The sequence below is a fragment of the Caballeronia sp. SL1002 genome (assembly GCF_057814995.1).
In genome coordinates, this window is record NZ_JBYMUW010000005.1 from 52,460 (window position 1) to 77,839 (window position 25,380).

General features: G+C 63.3%; 25 protein-coding genes. 17 read left to right on the plus strand and 8 right to left on the minus strand.

What is annotated here, in order from left to right:
* Positions 1 to 16 precede the first annotated feature (16 nt).
* From AC3D25_RS24700 to AC3D25_RS24710, 3 genes are all read left to right on the plus strand, one after another.
* Positions 17 to 259, plus strand: a complete 243-nt coding sequence (locus AC3D25_RS24700) for a DUF2164 domain-containing protein (RefSeq protein ID WP_488891118.1) — start codon at positions 17 to 19, stop codon at positions 257 to 259.
* An 85-nt stretch (positions 260 to 344) separates the two neighbouring features.
* A complete protein-coding gene (locus AC3D25_RS24705) occupies positions 345 to 593 on the plus strand; it encodes a hypothetical protein (RefSeq protein ID WP_488891119.1) in 249 nt (82 codons plus the stop codon).
* Between the two features lie 109 nt (positions 594 to 702).
* A complete protein-coding gene (locus AC3D25_RS24710) occupies positions 703 to 993 on the plus strand; it encodes a hypothetical protein (RefSeq protein WP_488891120.1) in 291 nt (96 codons plus the stop codon).
* Here the strand turns inward: AC3D25_RS24710 and AC3D25_RS24715 are convergent.
* Positions 971 to 1,162, minus strand: coding sequence for a hypothetical protein (locus tag AC3D25_RS24715; protein WP_488891121.1), 192 nt, complete (start codon positions 1,160 to 1,162; stop codon positions 971 to 973). The genes AC3D25_RS24710 and AC3D25_RS24715 overlap by 23 nt on opposite strands.
* Before the next feature lie 321 nt (positions 1,163 to 1,483).
* Between AC3D25_RS24715 and AC3D25_RS24720 the strand changes: the two genes are divergently transcribed.
* From AC3D25_RS24720 to AC3D25_RS24730, 3 genes are all read left to right on the plus strand, one after another.
* Positions 1,484 to 1,696, plus strand: a complete 213-nt coding sequence (locus AC3D25_RS24720) for a hypothetical protein (RefSeq protein ID WP_488891122.1) — start codon at positions 1,484 to 1,486, stop codon at positions 1,694 to 1,696.
* 130 nt (positions 1,697 to 1,826) lie between these two features.
* Positions 1,827 to 3,077: a serine hydrolase domain-containing protein gene (locus AC3D25_RS24725; protein ID WP_488891123.1), complete on the plus strand. Its 1,251-nt coding sequence runs from the start codon at positions 1,827 to 1,829 to the stop codon at positions 3,075 to 3,077.
* A gap of 114 nt (positions 3,078 to 3,191) precedes the next feature.
* Positions 3,192 to 3,482, plus strand: coding sequence for an H-NS histone family protein (locus AC3D25_RS24730; protein WP_488891124.1), 291 nt, complete (start codon positions 3,192 to 3,194; stop codon positions 3,480 to 3,482).
* A gap of 65 nt (positions 3,483 to 3,547) precedes the next feature.
* Here AC3D25_RS24730 and AC3D25_RS24735 read toward each other — a convergent pair whose 3' ends face one another.
* Entirely contained in the window at positions 3,548 to 4,114 is a 567-nt protein-coding gene (locus AC3D25_RS24735) for a lipocalin family protein (protein ID WP_488891125.1), read from the minus strand.
* A gap of 582 nt (positions 4,115 to 4,696) precedes the next feature.
* Here AC3D25_RS24735 and AC3D25_RS24740 point away from each other — a divergent pair.
* Positions 4,697 to 5,650, plus strand: a complete 954-nt coding sequence (locus AC3D25_RS24740; RefSeq protein WP_488891126.1) for an AEC family transporter — start codon at positions 4,697 to 4,699, stop codon at positions 5,648 to 5,650.
* Between the two features lie 123 nt (positions 5,651 to 5,773).
* On the opposite strand, the gene AC3D25_RS24745 is transcribed toward AC3D25_RS24740, so the two are convergent.
* Positions 5,774 to 6,016: a DUF4148 domain-containing protein gene (locus AC3D25_RS24745; protein ID WP_488891127.1), complete on the minus strand. Its 243-nt coding sequence runs from the start codon at positions 6,014 to 6,016 to the stop codon at positions 5,774 to 5,776.
* 496 nt (positions 6,017 to 6,512) lie between these two features.
* Between AC3D25_RS24745 and AC3D25_RS24750 the strand changes: the two genes are divergently transcribed.
* The gene (locus tag AC3D25_RS24750) at positions 6,513 to 7,064 is read left to right on the plus strand and encodes an NADPH-dependent FMN reductase (RefSeq protein ID WP_488891128.1); all 552 of its coding nucleotides are present in this window, start codon (positions 6,513 to 6,515) and stop codon (positions 7,062 to 7,064) included.
* A 72-nt stretch (positions 7,065 to 7,136) separates the two neighbouring features.
* Here the strand turns inward: AC3D25_RS24750 and AC3D25_RS24755 are convergent, their stop codons facing one another.
* Positions 7,137 to 8,402 carry a hypothetical protein gene (locus tag AC3D25_RS24755; protein WP_488891129.1) on the minus strand — a complete coding sequence of 422 codons (1,266 nt, stop codon included), beginning with the start codon at positions 8,400 to 8,402 and terminating at the stop codon, positions 7,137 to 7,139.
* Positions 8,403 to 8,594: 192 nt separating this feature from the next.
* Positions 8,595 to 10,889, minus strand: a complete 2,295-nt coding sequence (locus AC3D25_RS24760) for a hybrid sensor histidine kinase/response regulator (RefSeq protein ID WP_488891130.1) — start codon at positions 10,887 to 10,889, stop codon at positions 8,595 to 8,597.
* A gap of 911 nt (positions 10,890 to 11,800) precedes the next feature.
* Between AC3D25_RS24760 and AC3D25_RS24765 the strand changes: the two genes are divergently transcribed.
* From AC3D25_RS24765 to AC3D25_RS24775, 3 genes are read left to right on the plus strand one after another with little or no spacing between them, the layout of a single operon-like run.
* Entirely contained in the window at positions 11,801 to 12,169 is a 369-nt protein-coding gene (locus AC3D25_RS24765) for a response regulator (RefSeq protein WP_488891131.1), read from the plus strand.
* Positions 12,162 to 12,785 (plus strand): chemotaxis protein CheC, encoded by a 624-nt coding sequence (locus tag AC3D25_RS24770; RefSeq protein WP_488891132.1) that lies wholly within the window; start codon positions 12,162 to 12,164, stop codon positions 12,783 to 12,785. Before AC3D25_RS24765 ends, AC3D25_RS24770 begins: the two co-directional genes overlap by 8 nt.
* The gene (locus AC3D25_RS24775; protein WP_488891133.1) at positions 12,782 to 13,723 is read left to right on the plus strand and encodes a sensor domain-containing diguanylate cyclase; all 942 of its coding nucleotides are present in this window, start codon (positions 12,782 to 12,784) and stop codon (positions 13,721 to 13,723) included. Before AC3D25_RS24770 ends, AC3D25_RS24775 begins: the two co-directional genes overlap by 4 nt.
* Before the next feature lie 362 nt (positions 13,724 to 14,085).
* On the opposite strand, the gene AC3D25_RS24780 is transcribed toward AC3D25_RS24775, so the two are convergent.
* Positions 14,086 to 15,225 carry an IS481 family transposase gene (locus AC3D25_RS24780; protein WP_488888149.1) on the minus strand — a complete coding sequence of 380 codons (1,140 nt, stop codon included), beginning with the start codon at positions 15,223 to 15,225 and terminating at the stop codon, positions 14,086 to 14,088.
* A 192-nt stretch (positions 15,226 to 15,417) separates the two neighbouring features.
* Between AC3D25_RS24780 and AC3D25_RS24785 the strand changes: the two genes are divergently transcribed.
* The 6 genes from AC3D25_RS24785 to AC3D25_RS24810 all read left to right on the plus strand — a co-directional run bounded on the left by AC3D25_RS24785 (position 15,418) and on the right by AC3D25_RS24810 (position 21,491).
* Entirely contained in the window at positions 15,418 to 15,822 is a 405-nt protein-coding gene (locus AC3D25_RS24785; RefSeq protein ID WP_488891134.1) for a hypothetical protein, read from the plus strand.
* Between the two features lie 278 nt (positions 15,823 to 16,100).
* Positions 16,101 to 16,949 (plus strand): presqualene diphosphate synthase HpnD, encoded by an 849-nt coding sequence (hpnD, locus tag AC3D25_RS24790; RefSeq protein WP_488891135.1) that lies wholly within the window; start codon positions 16,101 to 16,103, stop codon positions 16,947 to 16,949.
* Entirely contained in the window at positions 16,949 to 18,208 is a 1,260-nt protein-coding gene (gene hpnE, locus AC3D25_RS24795; protein ID WP_488891136.1) for a hydroxysqualene dehydroxylase HpnE, read from the plus strand. The genes hpnD and hpnE overlap by 1 nt, the downstream gene beginning before the upstream one ends.
* A gap of 11 nt (positions 18,209 to 18,219) precedes the next feature.
* Positions 18,220 to 20,202, plus strand: a complete 1,983-nt coding sequence (shc, locus tag AC3D25_RS24800) for a squalene--hopene cyclase (protein WP_488891137.1) — start codon at positions 18,220 to 18,222, stop codon at positions 20,200 to 20,202.
* 37 nt (positions 20,203 to 20,239) lie between these two features.
* A complete protein-coding gene (locus tag AC3D25_RS24805; protein WP_488891138.1) occupies positions 20,240 to 20,923 on the plus strand; it encodes a phosphorylase in 684 nt (227 codons plus the stop codon).
* Between the two features lie 106 nt (positions 20,924 to 21,029).
* On the plus strand, positions 21,030 to 21,491 hold the full coding sequence (locus AC3D25_RS24810; RefSeq protein WP_488891139.1) for an acyl-CoA thioesterase: 462 nt from the start codon (positions 21,030 to 21,032) through the stop codon (positions 21,489 to 21,491).
* A 122-nt stretch (positions 21,492 to 21,613) separates the two neighbouring features.
* On the opposite strand, the gene AC3D25_RS24815 is transcribed toward AC3D25_RS24810, so the two are convergent.
* Positions 21,614 to 22,579: an MlaA family lipoprotein gene (locus tag AC3D25_RS24815; RefSeq protein ID WP_488891140.1), complete on the minus strand. Its 966-nt coding sequence runs from the start codon at positions 22,577 to 22,579 to the stop codon at positions 21,614 to 21,616.
* A gap of 75 nt (positions 22,580 to 22,654) precedes the next feature.
* Positions 22,655 to 25,294: a hopanoid transporter HpnN gene (gene hpnN / locus AC3D25_RS24820; protein WP_488891141.1), complete on the minus strand. Its 2,640-nt coding sequence runs from the start codon at positions 25,292 to 25,294 to the stop codon at positions 22,655 to 22,657.
* Positions 25,295 to 25,380: the final 86 nt, after the last annotated feature.

Genomic DNA, 25,380 nt, shown 5'->3' on the forward strand with positions numbered 1-25,380 from the left:
TTTAAACGGAAACGCGATGAAAAAACAGGATGCGGTGTTGTCGAAGGAAACCGAAGCGCTCGCGATCGCCCAACTACAGCGCTCGGCCGACGAACGTTTCGAGACCCGCCTCGGCCAGTTCGAGGCGAAGGAATGGCTCGACGAACTGACCGCGTCGATCGGCGTGCATTTCTACAATCAGGCGCTCGCCGACGTGCAGGCGAAGATCGATGCGCGTCTTGAAATGATCGACGCCGATATCTGGAGTTTGAAGAAGTAGCGTGCAATGAACTGCTGATATCGACGCGAAAGCCGCGCGTGGCATACTCGCGAAATCATAAAAACAGCGTGAAAAAGGGGTTGGGATGAAGCGGGCGAAACTCGGTTTGGCAGTGCTCTTCACCACGTCGCTCGCGGCATGCAGCAGCGCGCCGCCGCTCTTTTCCAGTGACGGCCGGCCGACCACGCTGATCCAGTGTCCGGCGGCGGGTGGCTGGAGTCTCTGCCAGCAAAACGCGCGCGCGACTTGCGCCGGTTCCTACGATGTCCTCGATCAAACCGACGCGAACGGCCAGTACGGCATATTGATCGCGTGCAAGGCGAAGCCTCAGTAAGCCTCACTGAGGCGCTGGCTCGCGCGGCGGCAGATGCGTGAGCGGATCGGATCGGATCGGCTTGGCGGTTGGTCGCGGTCTTCTGATATTTCCCGAATCGCGCGCCGATATGCGCAATCTGCGCGAGCAACTTCTTTACCGCGATGTTGCTGCGCAAAACGCGGCCGTCATGCTCGATGGTGACTGCCGCGCCTTCTGCCTGCGTGTGACTCGCGAGTTTTGCATTCAGTGCCAGCCGCAGGCGAAACGCCCGCGCGAGTTGCGGGGTGAATTGATCAAGCCAGCGTGTGCGCGGTTTCATCGGCGGCATCCGAGTCCGCGCGAACAGAACGATGAACGCGATATCCGAGTCGTCGTCGAAAAACTCGATAAGCGGCTCAGTTTGCGTTCAATTCAGTGAATAAAACTACGCCCGAATCCGGTGCGCGGTTATCGGCAAAAACGATTAGTGCGAGATCGTGGATGGTGAGCGGAAATAATCTCCTCTCCATCGTCACCCCAATGCGTTCACGCGCCGTTTTCCCAAGCGCCTCAATTGATTGCGGATTCGCAAATTGCATGAGTGTCATGTTCGAATTGCGTAATCTCGACGCTCAGGTTCGCTCCGGCTGGCCTATAAAAAGACTGGCTATTCGGTGGCCGTGTCACCAGTTTTACTGGCCCAAAACCTCGAAACATACAGTACTTTCGGCACTGGCAATTCTTCAAAACGCCTACTGGACGGCGTTTTGCAGGTCATGCGCACCGAGGCACGGTGATTGCTAACACTCCTCGGTCTCGTTTTGACTTCGCTCCGGGCGTGCGAAAGCTTCTTGTCAAAAGAGATTGCTGAAAATTAGGCATGTCGAGTAACAAAGATAACGCAAAAAATAACGAATTCGGGCCAAAGAATGAATCATCGTCAGATCGAAATGGATATCGGGCATCTTGAGCAAATAATCCGCCATGTGAGCGCAGCTAATTGGATCCCGCTGGCCTACTGGCGAAACCGTATCGATTCGGTTTCATCGCACGCCGTCATTCCCGCACAGCAAAATCGCCTGCGCCGGATCAACGCTCAATTCGCCGAACTCGAAGCGGCCGAACTCCAGGCTGCCGCCTGAACGCGTCGCGTTTTAAATCCGCCGTTTCTTCCAGGCTTTCCCGCCGATAAGCGGTACATTGTCTCCATCTGACTCGCGGAATCCGGTTTGCGCCGGCTTGCGTATATTCATCCGGACGGAGAGCACTCCAATGTCGAAAGCGGGAAGCGGGATGAGCGGGCGTGCCGTATCGAGCGGATCGGGCTTCAGCGCCGACCGGCTCGCCCGCTTGCGTGCGGCAATGCAGCATTTCGTCAATGCGGGCGACGTCGCGGGCGTCGTGACGCTCGCATGGCGCCGCGGCCAGATCTCGCACGCGGACGCGCTTGGCATGCGCGACCGCGAGGCCGCATTGCCGATGGCCCGCGACACGCTGTTCCGCCTCGCGTCCATGACGAAGCCGGTCACGAGCGTCGCCGCGTTGATGCTGGTGGAAGAAGGGCACATCACGCTCGATACGCCCGTCGCCCACTGGTTGCCCGAGCTCGCGAATCCTGCCGTGCTGCTGAACGCGGACGGCGCGCTCGATCGCACCGAGGCCGCTCGCGCGCCGATCACGCTGCTCGATCTCCTCACGCACCGCGCCGGTTTCGCGTACCACTTCACTGCAGTGGGACCGCTCGCGGCAGGCTACGCGGACGTCTTCAACGGTTTCGACGCGCTGGTCGATCCACGCGACTGGCTCGACCGGGTGGCGCGGCTTCCGCTGATGTTCCAGCCGGGCACGCGCTGGCATTACGGCGTCGCGACCGACGTGCTCGGCATTTTGATCGAACGGATTTCCGGCCAGACGCTCGGCGATTTCTTCGAGACGCGCATCTTTCAGCCGCTCGGTATGCCCGACACCGGTTTCGTGGTGCCGCCGGATCGCGCGGATCGGCTTTCCACGTCGTACGCGATCCGCGCGGACGGCGCTCAGGTGGTCGAGGATCACCGCACGTCGAGCCGCTGGCTTCAGCCCGCGCGTTTCCAGAGCGGCGGCGGCGGTCTCGTGTCCACCGCCGACGATTACCTGCGTTTCGCGCGCATGTTGCTCGGGCGCGGACGCCTGATCGACGAAGACGGGCCGCGCCTGCTGTCTCACAAATCAGTCGATCTGATGCGCTCGAACTTTCTGACGCCGGAACAGCGCCGGATTCCGGCTTTCGGCTATCCGGTGTGGGCGGGACAGGGTTTCGGGCTGGGTCTCGCCATCGTCGACGATCCCGCGCGACAACGCGTGCTCGGGTATCGCTCTAAGGGATCGTTTGGCTGGCCGGGTGCGCTCGGCACAAGCTGGTTTGCCGATCCGGTGGAAGACATGATCGGTTTGATGTTGATCCAGCGCCGCGACGAATCGCCCGCACCGTTCCCGATGGCACAGATTTTCGAGCATCACCTGTACGACGCAATCGACGATTAAAACCAAACGCGAGAGCCGCGTCTTGCCAATGAACTTGCGCCGACACGTCAGATCCGGCACTTTTCATACTTTTGCCGGTCTTTCCTAAGACGTAACAAAAAAGGGAGCGAATTCATGGCAACTTACAAGCAATTGACGGCGCAGTTGGAGAAGCTCCATAAGGAAGTGGCCGCCGCGCGAGAGAAGGAAGTCGCGGACGCAATCGAGGATATCAAGACGAAGATCGCGGATTACGGGCTGACCGCCGAGGAACTCGGTTTCAAACTGGCGCGCAGCAGGCCCGCCAAGAAGGCGCCGCTCCCCGCGAAGTATCGCAATCCGAAAACCGGCGAAACCTGGAGCGGCCGCGGCCGGGCGCCGGCGTGGATGGCGGGCAGGAACAAGGAGCGGTTTTTGATCGAATGAACGGCGGCGCGGTGCGGCGGCGCGGTGCGGCGGCGTGGATCACCGCCGCGGGTTAATGCCGCGGGTTAATGCCTCGTTTCGCGCAGCATCGCGACGTCGTAGCCGAGCGCGCGAACCCTTTCGATCAACGCTGTCCGTTCAGCGGCGGAAGGTCTGGCTTCGCGCGTGAGGATCCACAGATAACGGCCGCTCGGCTCGCCGACGATCGACCATGTGTAGTCGTCGGCGCGGTCGAGTACCCAGTAGTCGCCCACATAGAACGGACCGAAAAACGATACCTTCAGCTTGGTCGCGTTCGATCCCGGGACGATTTTCGCCTTGCCTTCCACTGACTTGAACGGTCCGTCGAGACCGCCTTCGTGGCATGCGTTCACCACCGATACCAGCCCGTCCGGGCGCTTGGCGTAATCGGCGGTGACTGCTTCGCAATCCCGCTCGAAGCGATTTTCGTAACGCGCGAACTCGTACCATCGGCCGACGTAGCGATCCAGATCGACCGGTTTGGCCGGTTGCGGCACTCGGGCATTGCCGCTTTTCGAACCCGCGCTGGATGCGCATGCCGACAGCACTGCGAGGCCACCAAGGGCGAGAAGGGCCGCGACGCCTACGGCGCAGGATCGTTTGAGTTTCATGGGTCATGTCCTTGGATCGAGAGCGTTGTTTAAAGCAAACCGCATTCCCCGCGTCGTGGAATGATCCCGCAAAGGCTCACCTTTAGCCGTTCGATCAACGCGCGCACGCGATTTCTTCACCTAACGTGAATTCGCGATGAACTCGGCAACGCATTGTTTTATAAGGCTTTAGTCAGTGTGGCTGAATCTGCCGCGAAGTTCGCCAAAGCCACGGCCCGCTGCACTTCAGATGATCCCGGATTCCCTCACCTATCGCTTATCCACTCTGGCGCGAACCCGATAAAGCGCGAATCTGCGCATGCACAACCATTCCTGCGCTACGCACGGCGGTTGCATCGGCGATTCAAATAAACCCTTATCCGCCAATGGCTTGCAGCCGAATCGCGAACTGTTTTGAGAGGTTCGAGAGCGCGCGAAAAATTAGTTAGAAATACTTGAGACCCGCGAACCGTGAGCTTTATCGACGACCCGCAACTCACCGTCGCGCAGGTCCCGAAACGTCTCACCTCAAGGCGGGCGGCCCTGCGCGCGGTGTCCGCAGACGCTATCCTTGCGCCTTCCGCCTGTCCTCACTACTTGCTCATGTCCGCGCTGTTCTCGTCGATATTCACGCCGCTTCTCTCCATCATCCTGCCGGTCTTCGGTCTCATCTTCGCGGGCTTCGCTTGCCGGAAGACTGGCAAGCTTGGGGCCAATGCGTCGTCGGAATTAAATCGTTTTGTCGTCTATCTCGCGTTGCCCGCGCTTCTGTTCGACATCATGGCCCGCACGCCGTGGAGCATGCTCGATCAACCCGCGTTCATCGCCGTGTTCGGGATCGGCTGCTTCGCGGTGTTCGGGATCACGGTCGTGATACGGATGCGGCAAGGCCGACATCTCGCCGATGCCAGCATCGACGGCCTGAACGCCGCTTATCCGAACTCCGGATTCGTCGGCCTGCCGCTCTGCCTGCTCGCGTTCGGGCACGCGAGCCTCGCGCCCGCCGTGATCGCGACCATCATGACGGTGTGCGTGCTGTTCGCCGTGGCGATCGTGTTGATCGAGTCGGGCTTGCAGACGGAACGGCGGATCGGCGCGACTGCCGCCAAGGTCGGGAAGTCGCTGGCGACGAATCCGCTGCTGATCGCGCCGCTCGCGGGCGCGCTGTGGAGCGGCGCGGGCTGGCCGTTATCGGGCGGCGCGGAGACGTTTCTGAAGTTGCTGGGCGGCGCGGCGAGTCCGTGCGCGCTGGTGGCGCTCGGCTTGTTCCTCGCCGAAAAGGCAAAGGCGAGCGATAACCGGACAGCCGCCGCGCTGGTCGGACTGAAGCTGATCGCGCAACCGCTGCTGACGTGGTGGCTGGCTTTCCATGTGTTCGCGCTGCCGCCGCTGTGGGCGAAAACCGCGGTGATCCTGAGCGCGCTGCCGACCGGCACGGGGCCGTTCATGCTCGCGGAGTTTTACGCGCGGGAAGCGGCGGTCACGTCGAGCGCGATCTTGTTCTCGACGATCGTCTCGCTCGTCACCGTCACGCTATGTCTCGCCGCGTTGCTCTAGCGCAGGCGTAAAAAAACCCGGCGCGTGGCGCCGGGCCAAACCACACTCTGACGAGGTGGAGGAGGAGCTGCCCCGGACGCGCGCTTTCTAGCCGTCGATGCATGCAGATCCGGTTTCCTAGCTTTAGCCCGCGCGCTTCTGCGCGTGTTTCGCTTGATACGGCAGAAGTTGCGGATACGACAGGCTGTTTACCGCTTGCGTGTCACCGTTGCGACGCGCGGCCGCAAGTTCGGCTTTGACTTCCGCACGGGACTTGGCGGCCGGTTGCGTTTGCTGCGCGGGCTCCGCGAGCGCGTCGGTGGAAAGAACGGGCGCGGCCACGATAACCGCCGACAACAACAAGCTACTAATCAGAGCGCGTTTCATTTGGTTTTCCTTCTTCTCGGAGATATTCGGGCGATGCGGGCATCGGACATTTCCGAGTTTAGGAGAAAACCTATCGAAGATTGATAGTCATTGAGCGAATACATTGTTGCCGGAATCGGGGCAATCGGTGATTCGATCGGGGGCTAGGCCGAGTAACACGCGGAATTGTTGCGCTATGTGTAAGTAACAGTGCATAGCGCGTGAACTTTTCTGCGACGCCTTCGGGCATCCCCGCGTGTTTATGGCTCTCAAACTAAACGTCGCGTGGGTGCACAAAAACGCGAGAGTCGATGAATAACATCACGTCGGGTCGACTTATCCACAGTTTCGCTGAATAACTTTGTGGATAAGTGTCGAGAATTCCTTGTAAAGCACGGCGTCGTTCGGTCTTGCCTCTTTTGAAGCAGCGCCGACGGACTGAGCTTCCGGCGCTTATCATGGCGTTCGTAGTGAGCGGTATCCGGAAACGTCGATTCATTCACTTACGGAACAAGCCATGACTTACAAGATTGCGGTAGTCGTTGGAAGCCTGCGTCGCGATTCGTTCAACAAGCAACTCGCGCACGCGGTGATCTCGCTTGCGCCGAGCGATTTTTCGTTCGAGTTTCTCGAAATCGGCAATCTGCCGCTGTATAGCCAGGACTACGACAGCGATTACCCGGAAGTCGCGCTGGCGTTTAAGCAAAAGATCGCCGATGCAAACGCGCTGCTGTTCGTCACGCCCGAATACAACCGGTCGATTCCCGGCGTGCTGAAGAATGCGCTCGACTGGGGTTCGCGGCCGTGGGGCCAAAGCGCGTGGGGCGGCAAGCCGGGCGCGGTGATCGGGACGTCGGTGGGCGCAATCGGCACGGCCATCGCGCAGTCGCATCTGCGCGGCGTGCTGGCGTATCTGGATGTGCCGCTGCTCGGCCAGCCGGAAATGTTCATCAAGCACGATCCGGCGCGGATCGACGCGGACGGCAAGATCGTGAGCGACGACACGCGTAAATATCTGCAGGCGTTCGTCGATAAATACGTGGCGTGGGTCAAACTCGTCAGCGCTTAAGCGTCGATACAAAGCAAAAGCCGCCAGCCCGCGACGAGCGAACTGGCGGCTTTTTAACGCCGAATCAGCGCCTTACACGTGATGATGACCCGTCACGCGATCCCAGCCATGCCGGATCGCGGCCTTGAAGCGGTCCCACGTGTCGCCCGCGGCCGGATCGCGGCTGTGCCAGTCCTGGCGCAGTTCGGTTTCCATCTCGTCGTCCCAGTTGCGGCCGTGAAAACGCGTGTCGCGGCCGGCTGTCGCGCCGTATCGGTATGCGCCTTCGTAATCTTCGTAGCGCGAACCCGTGGCGGCGTACTTCGAGTCGTAATCGCTGCGGAAGTCGTCTTCGTACTCCATGTACTCGTCCGGGACGCGGGCAGGCGTTCCGCCGAGCGGTGCATCGGACGCCATGCCGAGCGGATCGTTCGCCGATGCCTCGGTTTCATCGAGCGTGTTCACCGGACGCCAGCTGGCCGCCGATGCCGCGCTCGTTCCGGTCAACGGATCCCGCGTGGTCGCGGCACTAAGCGGGGCGCGCGTCGTGGCGCCCGTCAGCGGATCGCGCTGCGGGGTGTCGTTCAGCGGGTCGATCATCGGATCGTCCACGCGCACGCCGGTTAGCGGATCGCGCACGCCCTCGCGCGCAAACGGCGTGCTCGGGTTATTGATCAGATCGATCGGATCGTGCGGTTCGAGCGGCGCAAGTTCGTCGCGGCCGGCCAGCGGGTCCATCGCCGGGTTGAGCGCGGCCTCGCTGATCGGGCTGCCCACGGGGCTGTCCATTTCACTACGCGGATACGCGCGGGTACGGTTCAGATCGGCGCGCATCGCGGCGGGATCATTCAGCGGATCCCTCAGCGGATCCCTCAGCGGATCATTCACCGGCTCGCGTCCCGGCACGCCGCTGCCACGGCCGAGGCCGAGTTCGTCGAGCACGGAATGATCGCGGTCGCCTGTGTTGCCGAGCGTGCCCCAGCTAGCGGCCCGTTCGTCGATATCGATCGCGCCCTGATCCGACAGCGTCGTCCGCGCGATATCGGCCTGCGATTCGTCGATCGCTTCCACCGCGACCAGCACGGCGCCGCGCCGCACAGCTTCGGAATAATGGGCGACTTCCGGCGGATGCTCACGCCCGCCGAACAGCATCGAGAAGAAGCGTTCGATATTGGCGAGCACGCCCTGATCGGCATGCGGTTGCGCGCCTGCCGTGACGGACGGCTCCGCCATGTCGTCGCGTTGCGGATTCGCTTGCAGTTCGACGTCTTCACGCATGAAACCGGCGGCGACGAGCGCGCTGCGCGCGTCTTCGGCCTGAGCGAAAGTATCGAATACTCCGATGACGGTGTGTCGCATGTGAGCCTCCTGGCGGATGGTCGGTTTTAGGCGCGCGGCGAACTCGGGCGTTACCGCGCATGGTTCGAGTCTCCGCAACTCGCGTGCCGGGTGGCGGCGAGGCCTGCACATGGGCTTGTAACCTCTGCGTCGGTGGGTCGCGGGCAAGCGTGATTTTTACAAAACCGGTAGAAAAAGCGCCGCGGCGCGCCCCTAGCGGGCCGCACGGTGATGTGCATGCTCGGGATCGACGGAACGCGTGGCGCGCTCCGCCGCCGCGCCGCCTTCGCGGATCGCCTTGAGCAGCGAGTCGAGCAGGGCGATATCGAATGGTTTCGACAGGACGCGTGCATCCACCTGCCGCGCGCGATCCAGTTCCTCGGCATAGCCTGTCACGAGGATCACCGGAATGCGGGGCGTGCCGTCCTGCAGCGCTTCGGCGAGATCGATACCGTTCATGCGTCCCGGCATGTGGATATCCGACAGCACGACATCGAAGGGCGGCGCTGCGTCGGCCGGCGCCTTCGCGCGCGCGTCGTCGAGCAGAGCGATGGCGGCGTCGGCGTTGAAAACGTACGTGACCGTGTGGCCCATCATGGTCAGGAGCGCTTCGGTGCCGGCGGCGACTTCCTCGTTGTCTTCCACGAGCAGCACATGCAATCCGCGCGATTCGCCGGGCGCGACGGTTTCGGCGGGTTCGCTCGCGGCGGGCGCGGCGACGGCGCTCGCACGCGGCAAATACAGACGCACCGAGGTGCCGGCACCGATCGCGCTGTCGATCGTCGCGATACCGCCCGCGCGCTCGCAAAACGCGAAGACCTGCGGCAGGCCGAGGCCCGTGCCCATGCCTTTCGGTTTGGTCGTGAAGAGGGGCTCGAAGGCGCGGCCGAGCACCTCGGAACTCATGCCCGAGCCGGTATCCGCCAGCATGAGCTGCACGAAATCGCCGGTGAGCGGGAAGCCGTCTTCGTGACGAAACTGGATATTGTCCGCGTGGACGGTGAACGTGCCGCCGTTCGGCATGGCGTCGCGCGCGTTCACGGCCACGTTGATGAGCGCCAGCTCCAGTTCGGCGGGATCGACGCGGACCGGCCAGACGTCCGGCGCGACCTCCAGATGCAGCGCGACCTTCGCGCCGAGCGACGCGCGCAGCAACTCGCGCCCCGCTGGCACCCACTTGCCGATCACGATGGTTTCGGTGCGCAGCGGTTGCTTCCGCGCGACGCCGAGCAACTGGCGCGTGAGCGACTGCCCGCCCTTGAGCGCGCGTTCGATCGCGGACAGTTCGCGATCGAGCGCGGGCGCGCCACGGCGGCGCGCGATCTGCACGTTGGTCGACACGATCATCAGCAGGTTGTTGAAGTCGTGCGCGACGCTGCCGACCAGATTGCCGAGCGCTTCCATCTTGCGCGACTGCCGGTAAGCCGATTCGATCGAGCGCCGCATCGACGCCTCGGCTTGCCAGCGCTCCCACGCGTCCTCCTCGGCGGCGAGGCGGCGCAACGACAGCCACAACACGCCCCAGAGCACGATGCACGGCACGAACAGCGACACCAGCCGCACCGTCAGATGTTGATACCACGCGCTCCAGATGGTCGAAATCGGGTAGCCGCTCGACACGTACACCGGATAATTGCCCACCCGGCGATACGCGACGATCTTCAGCTCGTTGTCGAGTCCCGAGCGCATTTCGACGACGCCCGCGCGGCCGCCTCCGCTGTACGCCTCGCGCAGCGGCGAACTCGCGGCGAGCGACATGCGATCGGACGGCCGCACCGGATACCACGCGAGCACCTCGCCGTCTGCGCGCGTAAGACCGATCGAAACCGTGGTGTTATCGCCGACAAGCTCGCGGTAGAACGCGTTGAAATACGCCGGGCGCAGCGCGATCGACACCATGCCGGCGAACTTTCCATCCGGCGCGCGGCGCGCGATGGCGGTGTTGAAGACCGTTTCGCCGGACACGCGGCCGGTCATCACCCGCGAGACATTCTCGATGACCTGACCTTTGCGCACGCCGATGAAGTCGTCGCGATTGGCGACCGAAACCGGCGGCGGCGGCGTCGCGCGGCCGGTCGCCAGGAGCGTCCCGTCGATCCCGAAAATCGACACCGACGCCACTTGCGCGTAGCCCTCGCTCATTGCCTTGAGCTTGTCGTGAACGTTGGACTCGTCGCGGCGGATTGCGTTGTCGTCGCGGCCCTCGACCAGATCGACGATGCGCTCGTTCAGCATCTCGTTCATGTCGAACACCTTGCGCGCGTGTTCTTCCGCGACGCGCGCGTTGCGGGTCGCGAGTTCGCTAGCGTCGGCCTGGCGCTCGCGGTAATCCGAAAACGACGCGATCACCACGTACACGAACGGCAACACAATGGCGGCGACGAGCAAGCCATACAGCGTCAGGCGCTGGGCGGCGAAATTGCGCTCGGGGACAGCCGGAAACGGCGGTTCGTCCTGCCGGTGTTCGGCGGCCGGCAATGCGTCCGGGTCGTCACGTTGCGGCGTCATGATTCGAGATTCGCTGTGTCGATTCGGTACGTTGCATGAAGCGCGGATTAATCGAGTTAATCGTGGAACCGGTTCAGCAAGCTGGTGATTCCATCGGTCCCAAGGCGTGACATCTTAAACGTGACGAAGCCTTTTCAACACGCAAACGTTTGGCCGATATTGCTTTACTCCGGCTGCCCGCATTAGCGCTTACAGCGACACGATAAACATTGCGGTCCCGCATAAATCATGCCGAATAACGAGCGCTCCGGAATGGCGAATGCTCGTGCGTTTCGAAATGCCTTTAAACAGCGAGAGATCCGGTAGCGCAAACGTACACAAAAGAAGAAATGAATACCGGAATTTCATCGTGAGAGTAAAATTCACTCCTCTCCGCGAGGTTCGGTAAGATTTTGCATGATTCCCGGGTTTTGACGAGTTGCTTTGACATCCTTTGTGCCGGACAATCGAATCGTCTGACTGTTATACGCCGGCAGAGCGCAAACAGCAGCGAAAGACCTTGGCGCACCGTTTCCGGGGAATGTCAGGCGCGGTTCGCGAGAATCCAGCGTCACGCGGCGCGCGAGGGACGACCAAGAAAAACGATTCGGCCTGGCCGCGCGAATCCTGTACGGGGCTGGTTCCATGATCCCAACGTTGACGGTTGACCATACGGCGATTTCACGTATCGCATCGTGTTCCGCTCGCATTCCTCACAGCCGACAGCGCCGCTGACGGCGTCGCGCCGTTTAAACCGCGTATTTATCGCGGATGCCGCCCGCGCGCATTTCCGTTCGAATTGATTCAGCCGTTTCGAAAAAACTCGACAACGGATTAACTCAAGAATGCGTGCGCTGCGCCGTTATCCCGTTCGAGAGCAGAAAATCCGACTGCCCGAGCCGGGAAACAAACCGTTAATCTCGCCGCCGACCATGCCTTTGCCGATTGTTATTGCCGATGACTCACTGCTAGCGCGCAAGGTCATGACCCGCGCGCTGCCGGACGACTGGGACGTCGAAATTTCCTATGCCACCAATGGCCGGGAAGCGCTCGATCACTATCGCGCGGGACGGGCGTCGGTGATGTTTCTGGACCTGACGATGCCCGACATGACGGGTTATCAGGTGCTCGACGCCTTGCAGCATGAAGACCTGAACACGTTCGTGATCGTCGTGTCGGCGGACGTTCAGCCGATGGCGCAGGAGCGTGTCCGCGCACTGGGCGCGATCGCGTTCATTGCCAAGCCCGTGACGCCCGAGGCGTTGCTGCCCGTCCTGAAGGAGTATGGCCTCCATGTCTGAGCCAGCCTTGAACGAAGACCAGCGCGACGCGCTGCAGGAAGTCGCCAACATGGCGATGGGGCAGGCGGCGACGCGTCTCGGCAAACTGCTCGGGCGGTTTATCGAGTTGTCGGTGCCGCGCGTGCAGGTAGTCGGCGTGAGCGAGGCGGCCGCGACGCTGCGCGCAATGACGGGCATCACCGATACCGTCACTGCCGTCCGGCAGGGCTTTCGCTCCGACATCAAGGGCGAGGCGATCGTGCTGTGCCGAAGCGGCAGCGTGGAGCAGCTTTGCGCGCTGGTCGACGATCCCTATACGAAGTCGGCCTACGAGGCGACGACGCAGGACGAACTCGTCTTCGACGTCGCGAACGTGCTGATGGGCGCGTGCGTGTCGTGCATTTTCGACCGCCTCGGCCGCGCGCCGATCTTTTCGCCGCCCGGCATGCTCGGCACGAACATGGCGCTCGACGCCGTGTTCCAGCCCGCCGCGCTCGCGTGGAAAACCGCGCTGCTGCTCGAAGTGAATTTCGCGCTGGAAGACCAGAGTTTCCGCGCGCACCTCGTCATGCTGATGGCCGAGGACTCGATCCGCCACATGAGCGAAGCGCTCGACGCACTGCTCTCCAGCCTATGAACGAACTGCGCCACGTCTTAAGCGAAATGGTGGTCGAACGGGTCGGGTTCGGCATTTTCGTGCTGGATCGGGATTTGAACGTCGTGATGTGGAACCGGTTCATGCAGGACCACAGCGGCAAGACAACCGAACAGGTGGCCGGCAAATCCATTTTCATGAGCTTTCCCGAACTGCCGCGCGTCTGGCTGACGCGCAAGGTCGAGAGCGTGTTCCAGCTCGGCAGTTTCGCGTTCAGTTCGTGGGAACAGCGGCCGTATCTGTTCAAATTCGATCACGACCGCCCGATCACCGGCGGCGTCGACTACATGCAGCAGGACTGCACGTTCATGCCGCTCACGCGCGAGCGCGAGGTGATCGCGGTTTGTGTGACGGTGTCCGACGTGACGCACACCGCGATGATGCAGCGCGCCCGCGACGAAGCCGTCGCGAAACTGCAGGAATACGCCGATCGCGACGGCCTGACGGGCATCGCGAACCGGCGTTATTTCGATCTGCGCCTCGGCGACGAATTCCAGCGCTGGCAGCGCTACGGCGGCGAGTTGTCGCTGCTGCTGTTCGATCTGGACCATTTCAAGCGCATCAACGACGAATTCGGCCATCTGGTCGGCGATACCGTGCTGCGCGTCATGGCGGAGCGCGTCGCCCGCGCGGTGCGCGCGCAGGACGTGTTCGGGCGTTTCGGCGGCGAGGAATTCGCGCTGCTGCTGCCGTGTACGCCGCTCGACGACGCGATGGTCGTCGCCGAAAAGGTGCGCAACGCGATCTGCGAGGCGCCGATCGACGTGAATGGCACGACCGTTAACGTGACGGCGAGTGTCGGCGGCGCGGCGGCGCGGCGCGGTGTGACGTCGTCGGCGGAGGCGCTCGTGAATGAAGCCGACGCCGCGCTTTATGGCGCCAAGCGGCAGGGGAGGAATCGATCGGTGGGGTTTGTTTAGGGCTGGCGCTCTTGTTTTTGTTTGCCTGCGCTTCCTGGGAACTTGTATTCGTGTACGTTTATTAGTGATGCCCCTGTCCGGGGCGGCGGTTTTGGGTTTGCTGGCGCTCTTCGCTTTTGTCGTTTAGCGCTTCTTGGGAACTTGCTTTCGTTTGCGTTTATTAGCGATGCCCCTGTCCGGGGCGGCGGTTTTGGGTTTGCTGGCGCTCTTCGCTTTTGTCGTTCAGCGCTTCTTGGGAACTTGCTTTCGTGTGCGTTTATTAGCTCTGCCCCTGTCCGGGGCGGGACTCACTTTCTTTGCTGCTGTGTACAGACCGGAGACATAGTTGACACATGTACGAGGACATCGTTGACACCTGATGTTCAGGGTTTTGCTGCTTTCAGGTCAAGTTTTGCAATGCGTTGATGGGCAAACCAGAACTCAATTACGCCGTCTTCGTCGTGCTTTGGACGTGCGGCCACGTACAGCCCTTTGAGCGCAGTCGACAGACGCAGCGCCTCGCCTCTAAAACGCACCAGGCCATTTGAATTGACCCGCAGCACCTCGTCGGCAGGCCCGTATTGCGGTTCTGGCAGATGCTCGGGCATCGTCCGCGGGCTGGGCTGGTAGCGGCTCACCGGCGTCGCCAGGTCCAGCGCCTCATGCGGGCGTTGCGTGTTGTACACCTGTCGCCAGCGTTCCAACTCCTGCTGCACGTGGGCGTGGGTCGTGAACACGTGCCGCGCCAGCACTTCAGCTTTCAGCGACCGATGAAATCGCTCATCCTTGCCATTCGTCTGAGGATGATACGGTCGGCTGTAGCTCACGTGAATACCCAGTCTGATCAGCCACACCGCAAGCTCGGTCAACTGGCCCGGCGCACTCGGGGAGCCCCAAGGCGCACCGTTATCGGTATTGATGCGTGACGGTAGCCCATAGCAGCGAAACGCCCGCTTGAGCTCGGTCTGCACGACTTCCGTGGTAGTCCGGCCGCAGGCGGCGAGCACGATGTTAAAGCGCGAGTGGTCGTCGAGCACGGTCAGCGGCGCACAGCGGCCACCCTCCAGGGTCGGGAAATCGCCCTTGAAATCCATCTGCCACAGCGCATTCGGATGCTCGTGCTCGAAGCGCTGCCAGGGCCGCTGCGGTCTGTCCTCAGGCGCGTGGAGCAGGTCGTGACGGCGCAGGATCTCGGTGATCGTGGAGGGTGCGGGCACATTGGCGTGGCCGAGATCTTGCAGACGACGCTCGATCTTGCGTCCGCCCCAGCCGTACTCGCGGCGCAGGTCGAGCACGACGGCGACGATCTCATCGGGTGAGCGCGCGGGACTGTTGTGCGGACGACGCGAGCGATCGACGAGACCTTCAAGGCCTTGCGTCGAGTGGCGGGCAAGCCACTTGTAGCCGGTCTGGCGGCTGACGTTGAAACGTCGGCACAACTCGCTGAACGGCACGCGCCGTTGGGTGGCGAGTTGAACGAATTCCTGTCGGAGACTCATGGTGTCTTTTACGTTCCACGGCATGGGAGGATTTCGGGCGTTCGATTACCCGAAAGTGTCAACCATGTCTCCGTACACCTGTCAGCTATGTCTCCGGTCTGTACACTGCTGCAAAGAAAGTAAGCAAAGAAAGCAGCGTGACCGTCTAAGTGTCCACCACGAACCGTAACCCGGAGTGGCGCGCAAGCTGATTCGGCCATCGCACCACACTACAGAGTGGAGCCGCTCATCCATCCCGGCAGGCATAAACGCCTGCCGGAACGGCATAACCGAAAAACCGAACCAACCGCCGGTTTCTGGTTTTCGGTTTTCGGTTTTCGGTTTTCGGTTTCTGGTTTCTGGTTTCTGGTTTCTGGTTTCTGGTTTTCGGTTTTGGTTTTCGGCTTCTGGTTTTCGGTTTTCGGTTTTTGGTGTTCGATGTGTCCGTCGTCCGCGCGCAGCGAGGATGGAACTGACAGGTGCTGTGCCAATACGGATAACTGCGCGCTGACCGAATCAGCTTGCGCGCCTATCCGACTGGTTATGTGTGGTGGACGCTTAGCTGGAAAAGCTGCTTTCTTTGCTTACTTTCTTTGCAGCAGCAAAGAAAGTGAGTCCCGCCCCGGACAGGGGCAGAGCTAATAAACGCACACGAGAGCAAGTTTCCAGACACACGCAGGCAAACAAAACCAAAGCGCCAGCAACCCAAACCAGAGCGCCAGCAACCCAAACCAGAGCGCCAGCAACCCAACCCCTCGTCCGCTAATTGCGACAAACTTGTTATACTTTTCGCCGCTCCAGGCATCGCGCGCGGCGGCTCTTGGCCGTTCCCGCCGCACCGCTGGGTTCCACGCAGCGGCGCAAAGTCATCGCCTGATCTCTTAAATTTTGCCCTTGGGGGCGCCACAGCGGAGTTCGTCTTGGCCGTTTCCAATCTGATCGCTGATGAAACCACACCCGACGCCGCGCAAGTGACGTCGGGCAGTTCGTTTTATCTCGCCATGCGCATCCTGCCGGCTGCGCAGCGCGACGCGATGTACCAGATCTACGCGTTTTGCCGCGCGGTCGACGATATCGCCGACGAAGGCACGCTGCAGCGCCGCGAACGCGCGCTCGCGCTCGACGAATGGCGCGAAGCCATCGACGCCTGCTACGCGGGCACGCCGCGCAAATCGCTCGTCACGCTAACGAACCACATCACCACGTTCCAGCTTGCCCGCGACGACTTCCACGCCGTCATCGACGGCATGGCCATGGACGCGGCGGAAGATATCGTCGCGCCCGACGAAGCCACGCTCGATCTGTATTGCGATCGCGTCGCGAGCGCGGTCGGACGGTTATCGGTGAGGATATTCGGGATGCAGGAAGATCCGGGCCGCCGCCTCGCGCACCATCTCGGCCGCGCGCTGCAACTCACCAACATCCTGCGCGATATCGACGAAGACGCCGGCATCCACCGTGTCTACCTGCCGCGCGAACTGCTGTCGCGCGAAGGCATTTCCACGACCGATCCGGCGGAAATCGTCGCGGATGCGCGCCTGCCGCTCGTCTGCGCGACGCTTGCCGAGCGCGCGAAAGCCCACTACGCGCAAGCCGACGCGATCATGGCCGCGTCGCCGCGCGGCGTCGTGCGCGCGCCGCGCATCATGTCGGGCGCGTACCGCACCATTCTCGACGCCAATCTGAAGCGCGGCTTCGACCTGCCGCGCACCAAAGTGCGCACGCCGCGGTCGCGCTTGTTGTGGATCGTCGCGCGTCACCTGTTCTGATGGCCCGTCTCGTTCACGTGATCGGCGCTGGCCTGGCGGGCCTCGCCGCCGCCGTGCAATTGCAGCGCCGCGGCGCGCGGGTCGTGTTGTACGACGCCGCGCCGCACGCGGGCGGGCGTTGCCGGTCGTATTTCGACGGGAAGCTGAACGCGACCATCGACAACGGTAATCACCTCGTCCTCTCCGGCTATCACGCGACGCTCAAATATGCGCGGGTGATCGGCGCGCTGGACGAACTGGTCGGCCCGACGCTGCCGGAATATCCGTTTCTCGACCTCGGCGCGGGCGCGCGCTGGACCCTGAAGTTCTCGAACAGCCGCATGCCGGGCTGGATCTTCGATTCCGGCGCGCGCGTGCCCGGCACGCAATGGACCGATTATCTGGCGCTCGCGCCGCTGTTCATGGCGAAGCCGGGGCGCACCGTCGCTGAATCGATGCGCGCGCGCGGCCGTCTCTGGGACGACCTCGTGCGGCCGTTCGTCCGGGCGCTTCTCAACGCCGATCCCGCCGACGGCGCCGCGCTCCTCGCCGGCAACGTGCTGCGCGAAACGCTCGCGGCGGGCGGCCAGGCGTGCCGTCCGCTGGTCGCGCGCAACGGCTTGAGCCACGCGTTCGTCGAACCGGCGCTGCGCCTTTTGCAGTATGGCGGCGCGGAAATCCGGCTCGGCGCGGCGTTGCGCGGGATCGGCTTCGCGGGCACGGATTCAAAAGTCCGCGTGGACGCGCTGAACTTCGACGGCGGCGCGGTCGCGGTGGCTCCCGGCGACGGCGTCGCGCTGGCGGTGTCGCCCGATGCCGCCCGCCAGCTCGTGCCGGGCTTGAGCGCACCGGACCAGTTTCGCGCGATTCTCAGCGCGCATTTCGCCGTCGATCCCCCGCACGGCTTCGAGCCGCTGACCGGTTTGCTGCGCGGCACCGGTGAATGGCTGTCCGCCTTCGACGGGCGGCTTTCCATCACGGTAAACGACGCGCAACGGCTGCTAGGCACGCCGCGCGAGGAACTCGCCGCCACGCTCTGGCAGGAGGCGGCGAAGGCCGCCAAACTGCCGGTCACGCCGATGCCCGCGTGGCAGATCGTCGCTGAAAAGCACGCGACGTTCGCCGCCGTGCCGAGCCAGGAAAACCTTCGGCCGGGCACGCGCACGCGCTGGCCGAACCTGATGCTGGCGGGCGACTGGACGGCGACCGGCCTGCCCGCCACCATCGAAAGCGCGATCCGCTCGGGCCACAAGGCCGCGGATTCGCTGATGAACCCATGAAGAAAACGCAGATGAACGACACTTCCCACACGGGTCTCGGCGCGGCGGCGGTTCCGCCCGCGAGGCTCGACCATTCGATCGCGCGCGCGACCGACGCGATTCTCGACGCCCAGCATCCCGACGGCTACTGGCTGTACGAACTCGAAGCCGACGCGACCATTCCCGCCGAATACATCTTGCTGGTTCACCATCTGGCCGAGACGCCGGACCTCGAACTCGAAGCGAAAATCGGCCGTTATCTGCGCCGGATCCAGCAGCCCGAAGGCGGCTGGCCGCTTTTCACCGACGGCGCAATGGACGTCAGCGCAAGCGTGAAGGCGTATTTCGCGCTGAAAATGATCGGCGATTCACCCGACGCCGAGCATATGTTGCGGGCCCGCCGCGCGATTCTGGCGGCTGGCGGCGCGGAAACGGTCAACGTGTTCACGCGCATTCTGCTCGCGCTGTTCGGCGTGGTGTCGTGGCGCGCTGTACCGATGATGCCGCCCGAAATCATGCTGTTGCCGCAATGGTTTCCGTTCCATCTCTCGAAGGTGTCGTACTGGGCGCGCACGGTCATCGTGCCGCTGCTGGTGCTCAACGCCCGCAAGCCGCTGGCGAAAAATCCGCGCGGCGTGCGGATCGACGAGGTGTTTTGCGAGCCGCCGGTCAATACCGGGCTTGCGCGGCGCGCGCCGCATCAGCACAAGGGCTGGTTCCTGCTCTTTCGCGGCGTCGATGCCGTGCTGCGCGCCTGCGATGGCCTGTTTCCGGGCGCGACGCGAAAGCGGGCGATCGACGCGGCGGTGCAGTTCGTCGATGAACGCCTGAACGGCGAGGACGGTCTCGGCGCGATTTATCCCGCGATGGCGAACGCCGTGATGATGTACGACGTGCTCGGCTATCCGTCCGATCACCCGCACCGCGCAATTGCGCGCAAATCGCTGGAAAAGCTGCTGGTGATAGACGAAGCGCCCGACGGCGAAGCGTACTGCCAGCCGTGTCTCTCGCCCATCTGGGATACGTCGCTCGCGGCGCACGCGCTGCTCGAAACCGGCATGCCGAAGGCGCGCGCGGCGGTGTCGCGCGGGCTCGAATGGCTGCGTCCGCTGCAGATTCTCGACGTGCGCGGCGACTGGATCTCGCGCCGGCCGAACGTGCGGCCCGGCGGCTGGGCGTTCCAGTTCGCCAATCCGCATTACCCGGACGTGGACGACACGGCCGTCGTCGCGATGGCGATGGAGCGCGCCGATCGCGAAAACGGCACCGCGATCTACGGCGAGGCGATCTCGCGCGGCCGCGAATGGGTCGTCGGCATGCAGAGCAGCAATGGCGGGTGGGGCGCGTTCGAACCGGAAAACACGCAGTACTACCTGAACAACATTCCGTTCTCCGATCACGGCGCGCTGCTCGATCCGCCGACCGTGGACGTGTCCGGCCGCTGCCTTTCGATGCTCGCGCAACTCGGCGAAACGCCCGCCAACAGCGAGCCGGCGCGCCGCGCGTTCGACTACATCCTGCGCGATCAGGAACGCGACGGAAGCTGGTACGGCCGCTGGGGCCTGAACTATATCTACGGCACCTGGACGGCGCTTTGCGCGCTGAACGCCGCCGGCCTGGCGCCGACCGACAAGCGCATGCAACGCGCGGCGCAATGGCTGATCGACATTCAGAATGCCGATGGCGGCTGGGGCGAGGGCGGCGAAAGCTACAAGCTCGATTACCGTAGCTACGAGCAGGCGCCGAGCACGGCGTCGCAAACGTCGTGGGCGCTGCTCGGTCTGATGGCCGCGGGCGCGGTCGATCATCCGGCGGTCGCGCGCGGGATCGCGTATTTGCAGACGACCCAGCGCGAACACGGCCTCTGGGACGAAACGCGCTTCACGGCGACGGGTTTTCCGCGCGTGTTTTATCTGCGTTATCACGGCTATCGCAAATTTTTTCCGTTGTGGGCGCTCGCGCGGTATCGAAATTTGACGCGCGAAGGCGTGTCGCGCGTGACGGCGGCCATGTGAGCGGTCGTCTCGTCGCGCTGAATTGCGTGGATGCGTCGTGAGGGCGGTTATTGCTGTCACCGGCATGGCCTTCGAGGCCAAGCTCGTGCGCGGTCCCGGCGTGGACGTCGTGTTCGCGGCGCGCGCCGATTTGCTTCAGCGCGGATTGAGCGAAGCCGTGGCGCGCGGCTGTTCGGCGATCGTGAGTTTCGGCACGGCGGGTGGACTCGGGCCGGATTTGCAACCCGGCACGCTGATCCTCGCGGATGCCGTCGCGGGTCCGGTTGGACGCATCGAGACGGATCGCGCGTGGACCGGGCGATTCGCCGCCGCGCTTGAGAATAATCCGACGAACCCTGCGTTCAGGCGCGGAATAATCGCGGGCGTGGCCGCGCCGGTGACGGACGAAAAGGCCAAGGACGCGTTGTTTCGCGCGACTGGCGCGCTTGCGGTGGATATGGAGTCGCACATCGCGGGCGCGGTCGCCACCGAGCAGGGCGTGCCGTTCGCCGTGTGCCGCGCAATCGTCGATCCGGCGTGGCGCTCGTTGCCTCGCGCCGCGATGGCGGGCTTGCGCGACGACGGCCACACCGTCGTGCTGCCAGTGTTGCGCGAGTTGTTGCGCGAGCCGTCGCAACTCGGCGCACTGCTGCAAGTCGCCGCCGATGCCCGCGCTGCCCGCGCGACGCTGACAAACGCCATGAAAGCGTTCAGATCCGCGGGCGTATTCGGTTTTCCGTAAACCTTGCTTTCTGCGGGTTAACCCTCATGTCTGTATAATAAGGGAAAACCCTATACAGGACGTACGCCGCGAGGGCGGGGCGTCTACCGCAGAGAGAGGTATCGAAATGAATTTTCATACTCGTAAGTGGGTCAAGCCCGAAGATCTGAACCCGAACGGCACGTTGTTCGGCGGCAGTCTGCTGCGATGGATCGACGAGGAAGCGGCCATCTACGCGATTCTCCAGCTCGGCAATCAGCGCGTGGTCACCAAGTTCATGTCGGAGATCAATTTCGTCAGTTCGGCGCGGCAGGGCGACGTGATCGAACTCGGCATGACGGCGACGCATTTCGGCCGCACGTCGCTCACGCTGCGCGCGGAAGTCCGCAACAAGATCACGCGCAAAAGCATTCTGACGGTCGAGAAAATGGTCTTCGTCAATCTCGACGAGAAGGGCGAACCCGCGCCGCATGGCCGCACGCGCATTCGCTACGCGGACGAACTGTTTGAGGCGTATCGGCAGGACGGCGTGCGCACGGCGGTCGAAGCGCCCACCGCCGACGATAACGTGGGCGAAGTGATGCATTGAACGTTTCGGGCTTGCTGAAGTTCGGCGGGGCGAAAGGCGTGAAAAAAGGCTGTTCCCGCGATGCGGGAACAGCCTTTTGTTTTTGGCGCTTGGGGCTTGCCGCAATGGGTTACCGCGTCGCGTTATTGCGCGGCAGGCGCCGAAGCGGGAACGGCCGAACCCGAAGCGGGAACGGCCGATCCCGCGCCCGGATCGGCGTAATCGGGCAATCCCGCGCCCTTGCTCGAACTCGGCGATGCCGCCGCGCCCGAGGCCGGCGCGTCGGGATCTTCGTAAGCCGGCAATCCCTGTCCACCGCTCTTAGCCGCCGGCACCGCCGTGGCGCTCGCGCCTGCGGCGGGCGTCGCGGCCCCGGTGTCGTCGCCGTAGTCGGGCAACGTGGAGGAGCCGCCGCCCGTCAGCAGATACTGGCGGCGCTGCGTGTACGCATCGCGGACGAACGCGTATTTGTCGAGCGCGGCTTGCGACAGGAGATCGGTCGCGCCGATCAAATCCGCGCGCGCGCTCACGAACTGCACGCCGAACAGAATGTTGCGGATGGTCGGGTCCATGTAGCTGGTCGGATCGAGGCGATACGCGACGAGCCAGTTCGTCGCGTCACGCACCGAACTCGGACCCAGCACCGGCAACACGAGATACGGACCGGACGGTACGCCGTAATGACCGAGCGTCAGCCCGAAATCTTGATGGTGTTTCGGCAGCCCGGCCTGCGAAGCAATATCGATCAACCCGCCCAGCCCGAAGGTCGAGTTGAACGCGAAACGCATCAGGTCTTCGGTGGCATCCGTAATCTTTAACTGCAACAGGTTGTTCGCGAAGTTGCTGATATCGCCGAGATTCGAGAAGAAATTGCTCACGGCCGTGCGGATCGGACTCGGCGTGACCTTCGTGTACGCATTGGCGACCGGACGCGCGATGTATTTGTCGAGGCCGTCGTTGAACGAGAACACGACGCGGTTCATCGGTTCGAGCGGGTCGCCGGGGCGGCGGTCGGGGCCCGTCGCGCAGCCGGCGGTCGAGAGCACGCCGGCCATCACGATGCTCACCCCGAGCGCCTTGACGGTTTTCCCTGCCAAAGCCGTTTTCATTATTCGATTCCCTTAGTCATTGCGCTATTTTTGTTCGCGAGCGATAAGCCCGTTCGATTTGCGGTCAACCCAACTTCAGCCCTGATCCGCCGTCCGCGCCGCGCGTGCCGCTTTGGCGCGTTCGCGCGGCTTCCCCATTAGAACCGGCTGAAAAACCACTGCGCCGATCAACGTGCAAAATAGCGCGAGCGCGAGCAGCCGCCCCATGCTGGACGTTCCCGGATGATGCGAGAACCACAGACTGCCAAAGGCGGTCGCCGTGGTGGCCGCGCTGAACATCACGGCGTGCGTGAGGCTCGATTGCAACAGGCCGGTCTGGCCGGAGCGCCACGCCATCACGAAATAGATCTTGAACGCCACGCCGATCCCGAGCATCAACGGCAGCGCGATGATGTTCGCGAAGTTGAGCGGCATGTCGAAGGCCACGCACAATTCGAGCGTGACGATCGCGGAAACGAGCAAAGGTATCAAAGTTCGTAAAACGTCGCTCAGACGGCGCAGCGTGATCCAGAGCAGCACGGCGATGGCCGCGAGCGACCACGCGGCGGCCTGCTCGAACGCCTTGATGATCGTGTTGGCCGAGTGCAGCACTGAAATCGGCCCGCCGATCGCGTTCGGTTCGGCCTTTTGCACGGCGTCGGCAAAGCGGCCGAGCATTTTGTCGTCGTTTTGCGCGACGCCGGGCGGCGCTTTCGGCGATGCCTCGACGAGCGCGCGGCCATCCGGCGTCACGAAACTGTCCACCATCGATTTCGGCAGCGTTTCGCGCGTAATTTCCGACGGTTGCAGCAGCTTGCGCATTTGCGCCAGCGCGAGGCGCAGCGGCTCGGCGATCGCGTGCTCGGCGCGGTCGCGGGTAGCGGCGTCGGCTTGCGCGAGCTTCGTTACGGCCGTCGACAGATGCTTCGCCTCGGCTTCGCCCGGACCGGGATGTTCGTCGGCGGCGAGCGCCAGCTGGTTGCCGAGGCGCTTTAACGCCGCCACGCGCACCGCGTCGTTCGCAGGCGCGGCGGGCGTCTGGTTCAGCGCGGGCAGCAATTGCGCGGCGGCGGTGGCGATCGACTGAAGCTTTTGCGGTTGATCGGCGGGAATCAGCGACGAAAGCGTCGTCGCGCGCTCGACTTCCAGCAGCGCGGCCAGTTTCGCGGCGATCCGGTCGGCGTCCGCAAGCGACGGCGCGAGCACGGCGACGTCGTTGACCGACGCTTCCGGCGCGTCCTTCAGCGCGATGAGCGTTGCCATCGACTCGGTGTGCGGGTCTTTCAGGTTCAGCGGATTGAAGTCGAAGCGCAGATGCAGCAGCAGCGGCAACGCGCCGATCACTACCACGAGCGTCCCGATCAACACCGGCTTGCGATGACGGTCGAGAAAATCGTCCACGGGCGCGAGCTTCGGAAAGCCCGGCGAGCCAGCCTCGCCTGGCGGCGCGAGCACTTTGAGCAGCGCGGGCAGCAAGGTCATGTTCGTCAGATACGCGACGAACATGCCGACGCCCGCGATTTGCCCTAATTCCGAGACCCCGCGATACGCCGTCGGCAGGAACGAAAAGAAGCTGGCGGCGGTCGCGGCGGCGGCGAGCGTGAGCGGCACGCCGACATGACGCGCCGTGCTGGTCAGCGCGACATCGAGGCGGTCGTCGCGGAACCGTTCCTCGCGATACCGCACGCCGAACTGAATGCCGAAATCGACGCCCAGCCCGACGAACAGCACCATGAACGCGACCGAAATCATGTTGAGCGCGTGGACCATCAAGAGGCCGAGCGCCGCCGTGATCGCGAGTCCGACGAACAGCGTGATGAACACCGCGACGATCATTTTCCCCGAGCGCAGCGCGAGCCAGAGAATCATCAGCACGACGAGGAACGTGAGCACGCCGTTCAAAACCGCGCCGTCCTTGACCGAGGCGAATTCCTGATCGGCGAGCGGCTGTGCGCCCGTCAGGCGGATCGACGCGCCGTATTTTTTCGCGAGACCAAGCGATTCGGCGGTCGCGCGAACCGCATCCGATGCCCCCGCGCCCGCTTCGAGCGCATTGAAATCGAGCACCGGCAGCACGGTGACGAACGCGCGGGCCGGCTCGGCCGCCGAATACTGGGTTCCGTCCGCGAGCGCGCGCCACGACAGCACGGCGGGCTGGCCGGCGAGCACGCGGTCGATCACCGTCGCGCTCTGGCCGAGCAGTTTCGACATCTGGCCAAGATCGACCTGACCGAGTTGCAGCGGCAGGTTGAGCGTCGTGTTGAGCGTGCCGGCGAGGCCGGTGAGCGTGGGATCGTGGGCGAGTGAATTGATCAGCGGACGCGCCTTCACGAGCTGTTGCGTGGTGCTCGCCAACTTTTCGGCGCTCAAGTAGAGCAGGCCGTTGTGCTCGAAGAAATCGCCGCCGGATGGCTGCGTGACCGACGTGAATCGCTCCGCATGCTGCTTGAGCGCGGCGGCGAGTTCGTTCGCGGCGGCATCGGCTAATTCGGGCGCGGCTGCCTCCACGACGACCAAAAGCGTCGCGCCGCGCTGCGGGAACGCGGCGCTCAACGCGTGGCTGCGCGCCGCCCATTCCGGCTCGGTCTCGATCAACTGGCTGATATCGGTGCTGATCTTGAAATGCTGAACCACGTAGACGCCGCTCAGCACGGCAAGCAGCACGGACACGACGATCACCCACAACGGACGGCGGATGGACAACGTGACGAGGCGGGCGATTTGAGACGTCAGCATGTGGGCGGGTGCCTTGATTCGGATATGCGGCGAAGTTGCGCGTCGAGATTGCGGGTGAGGGCGAGCCGGGACGCGCAAGTATACAG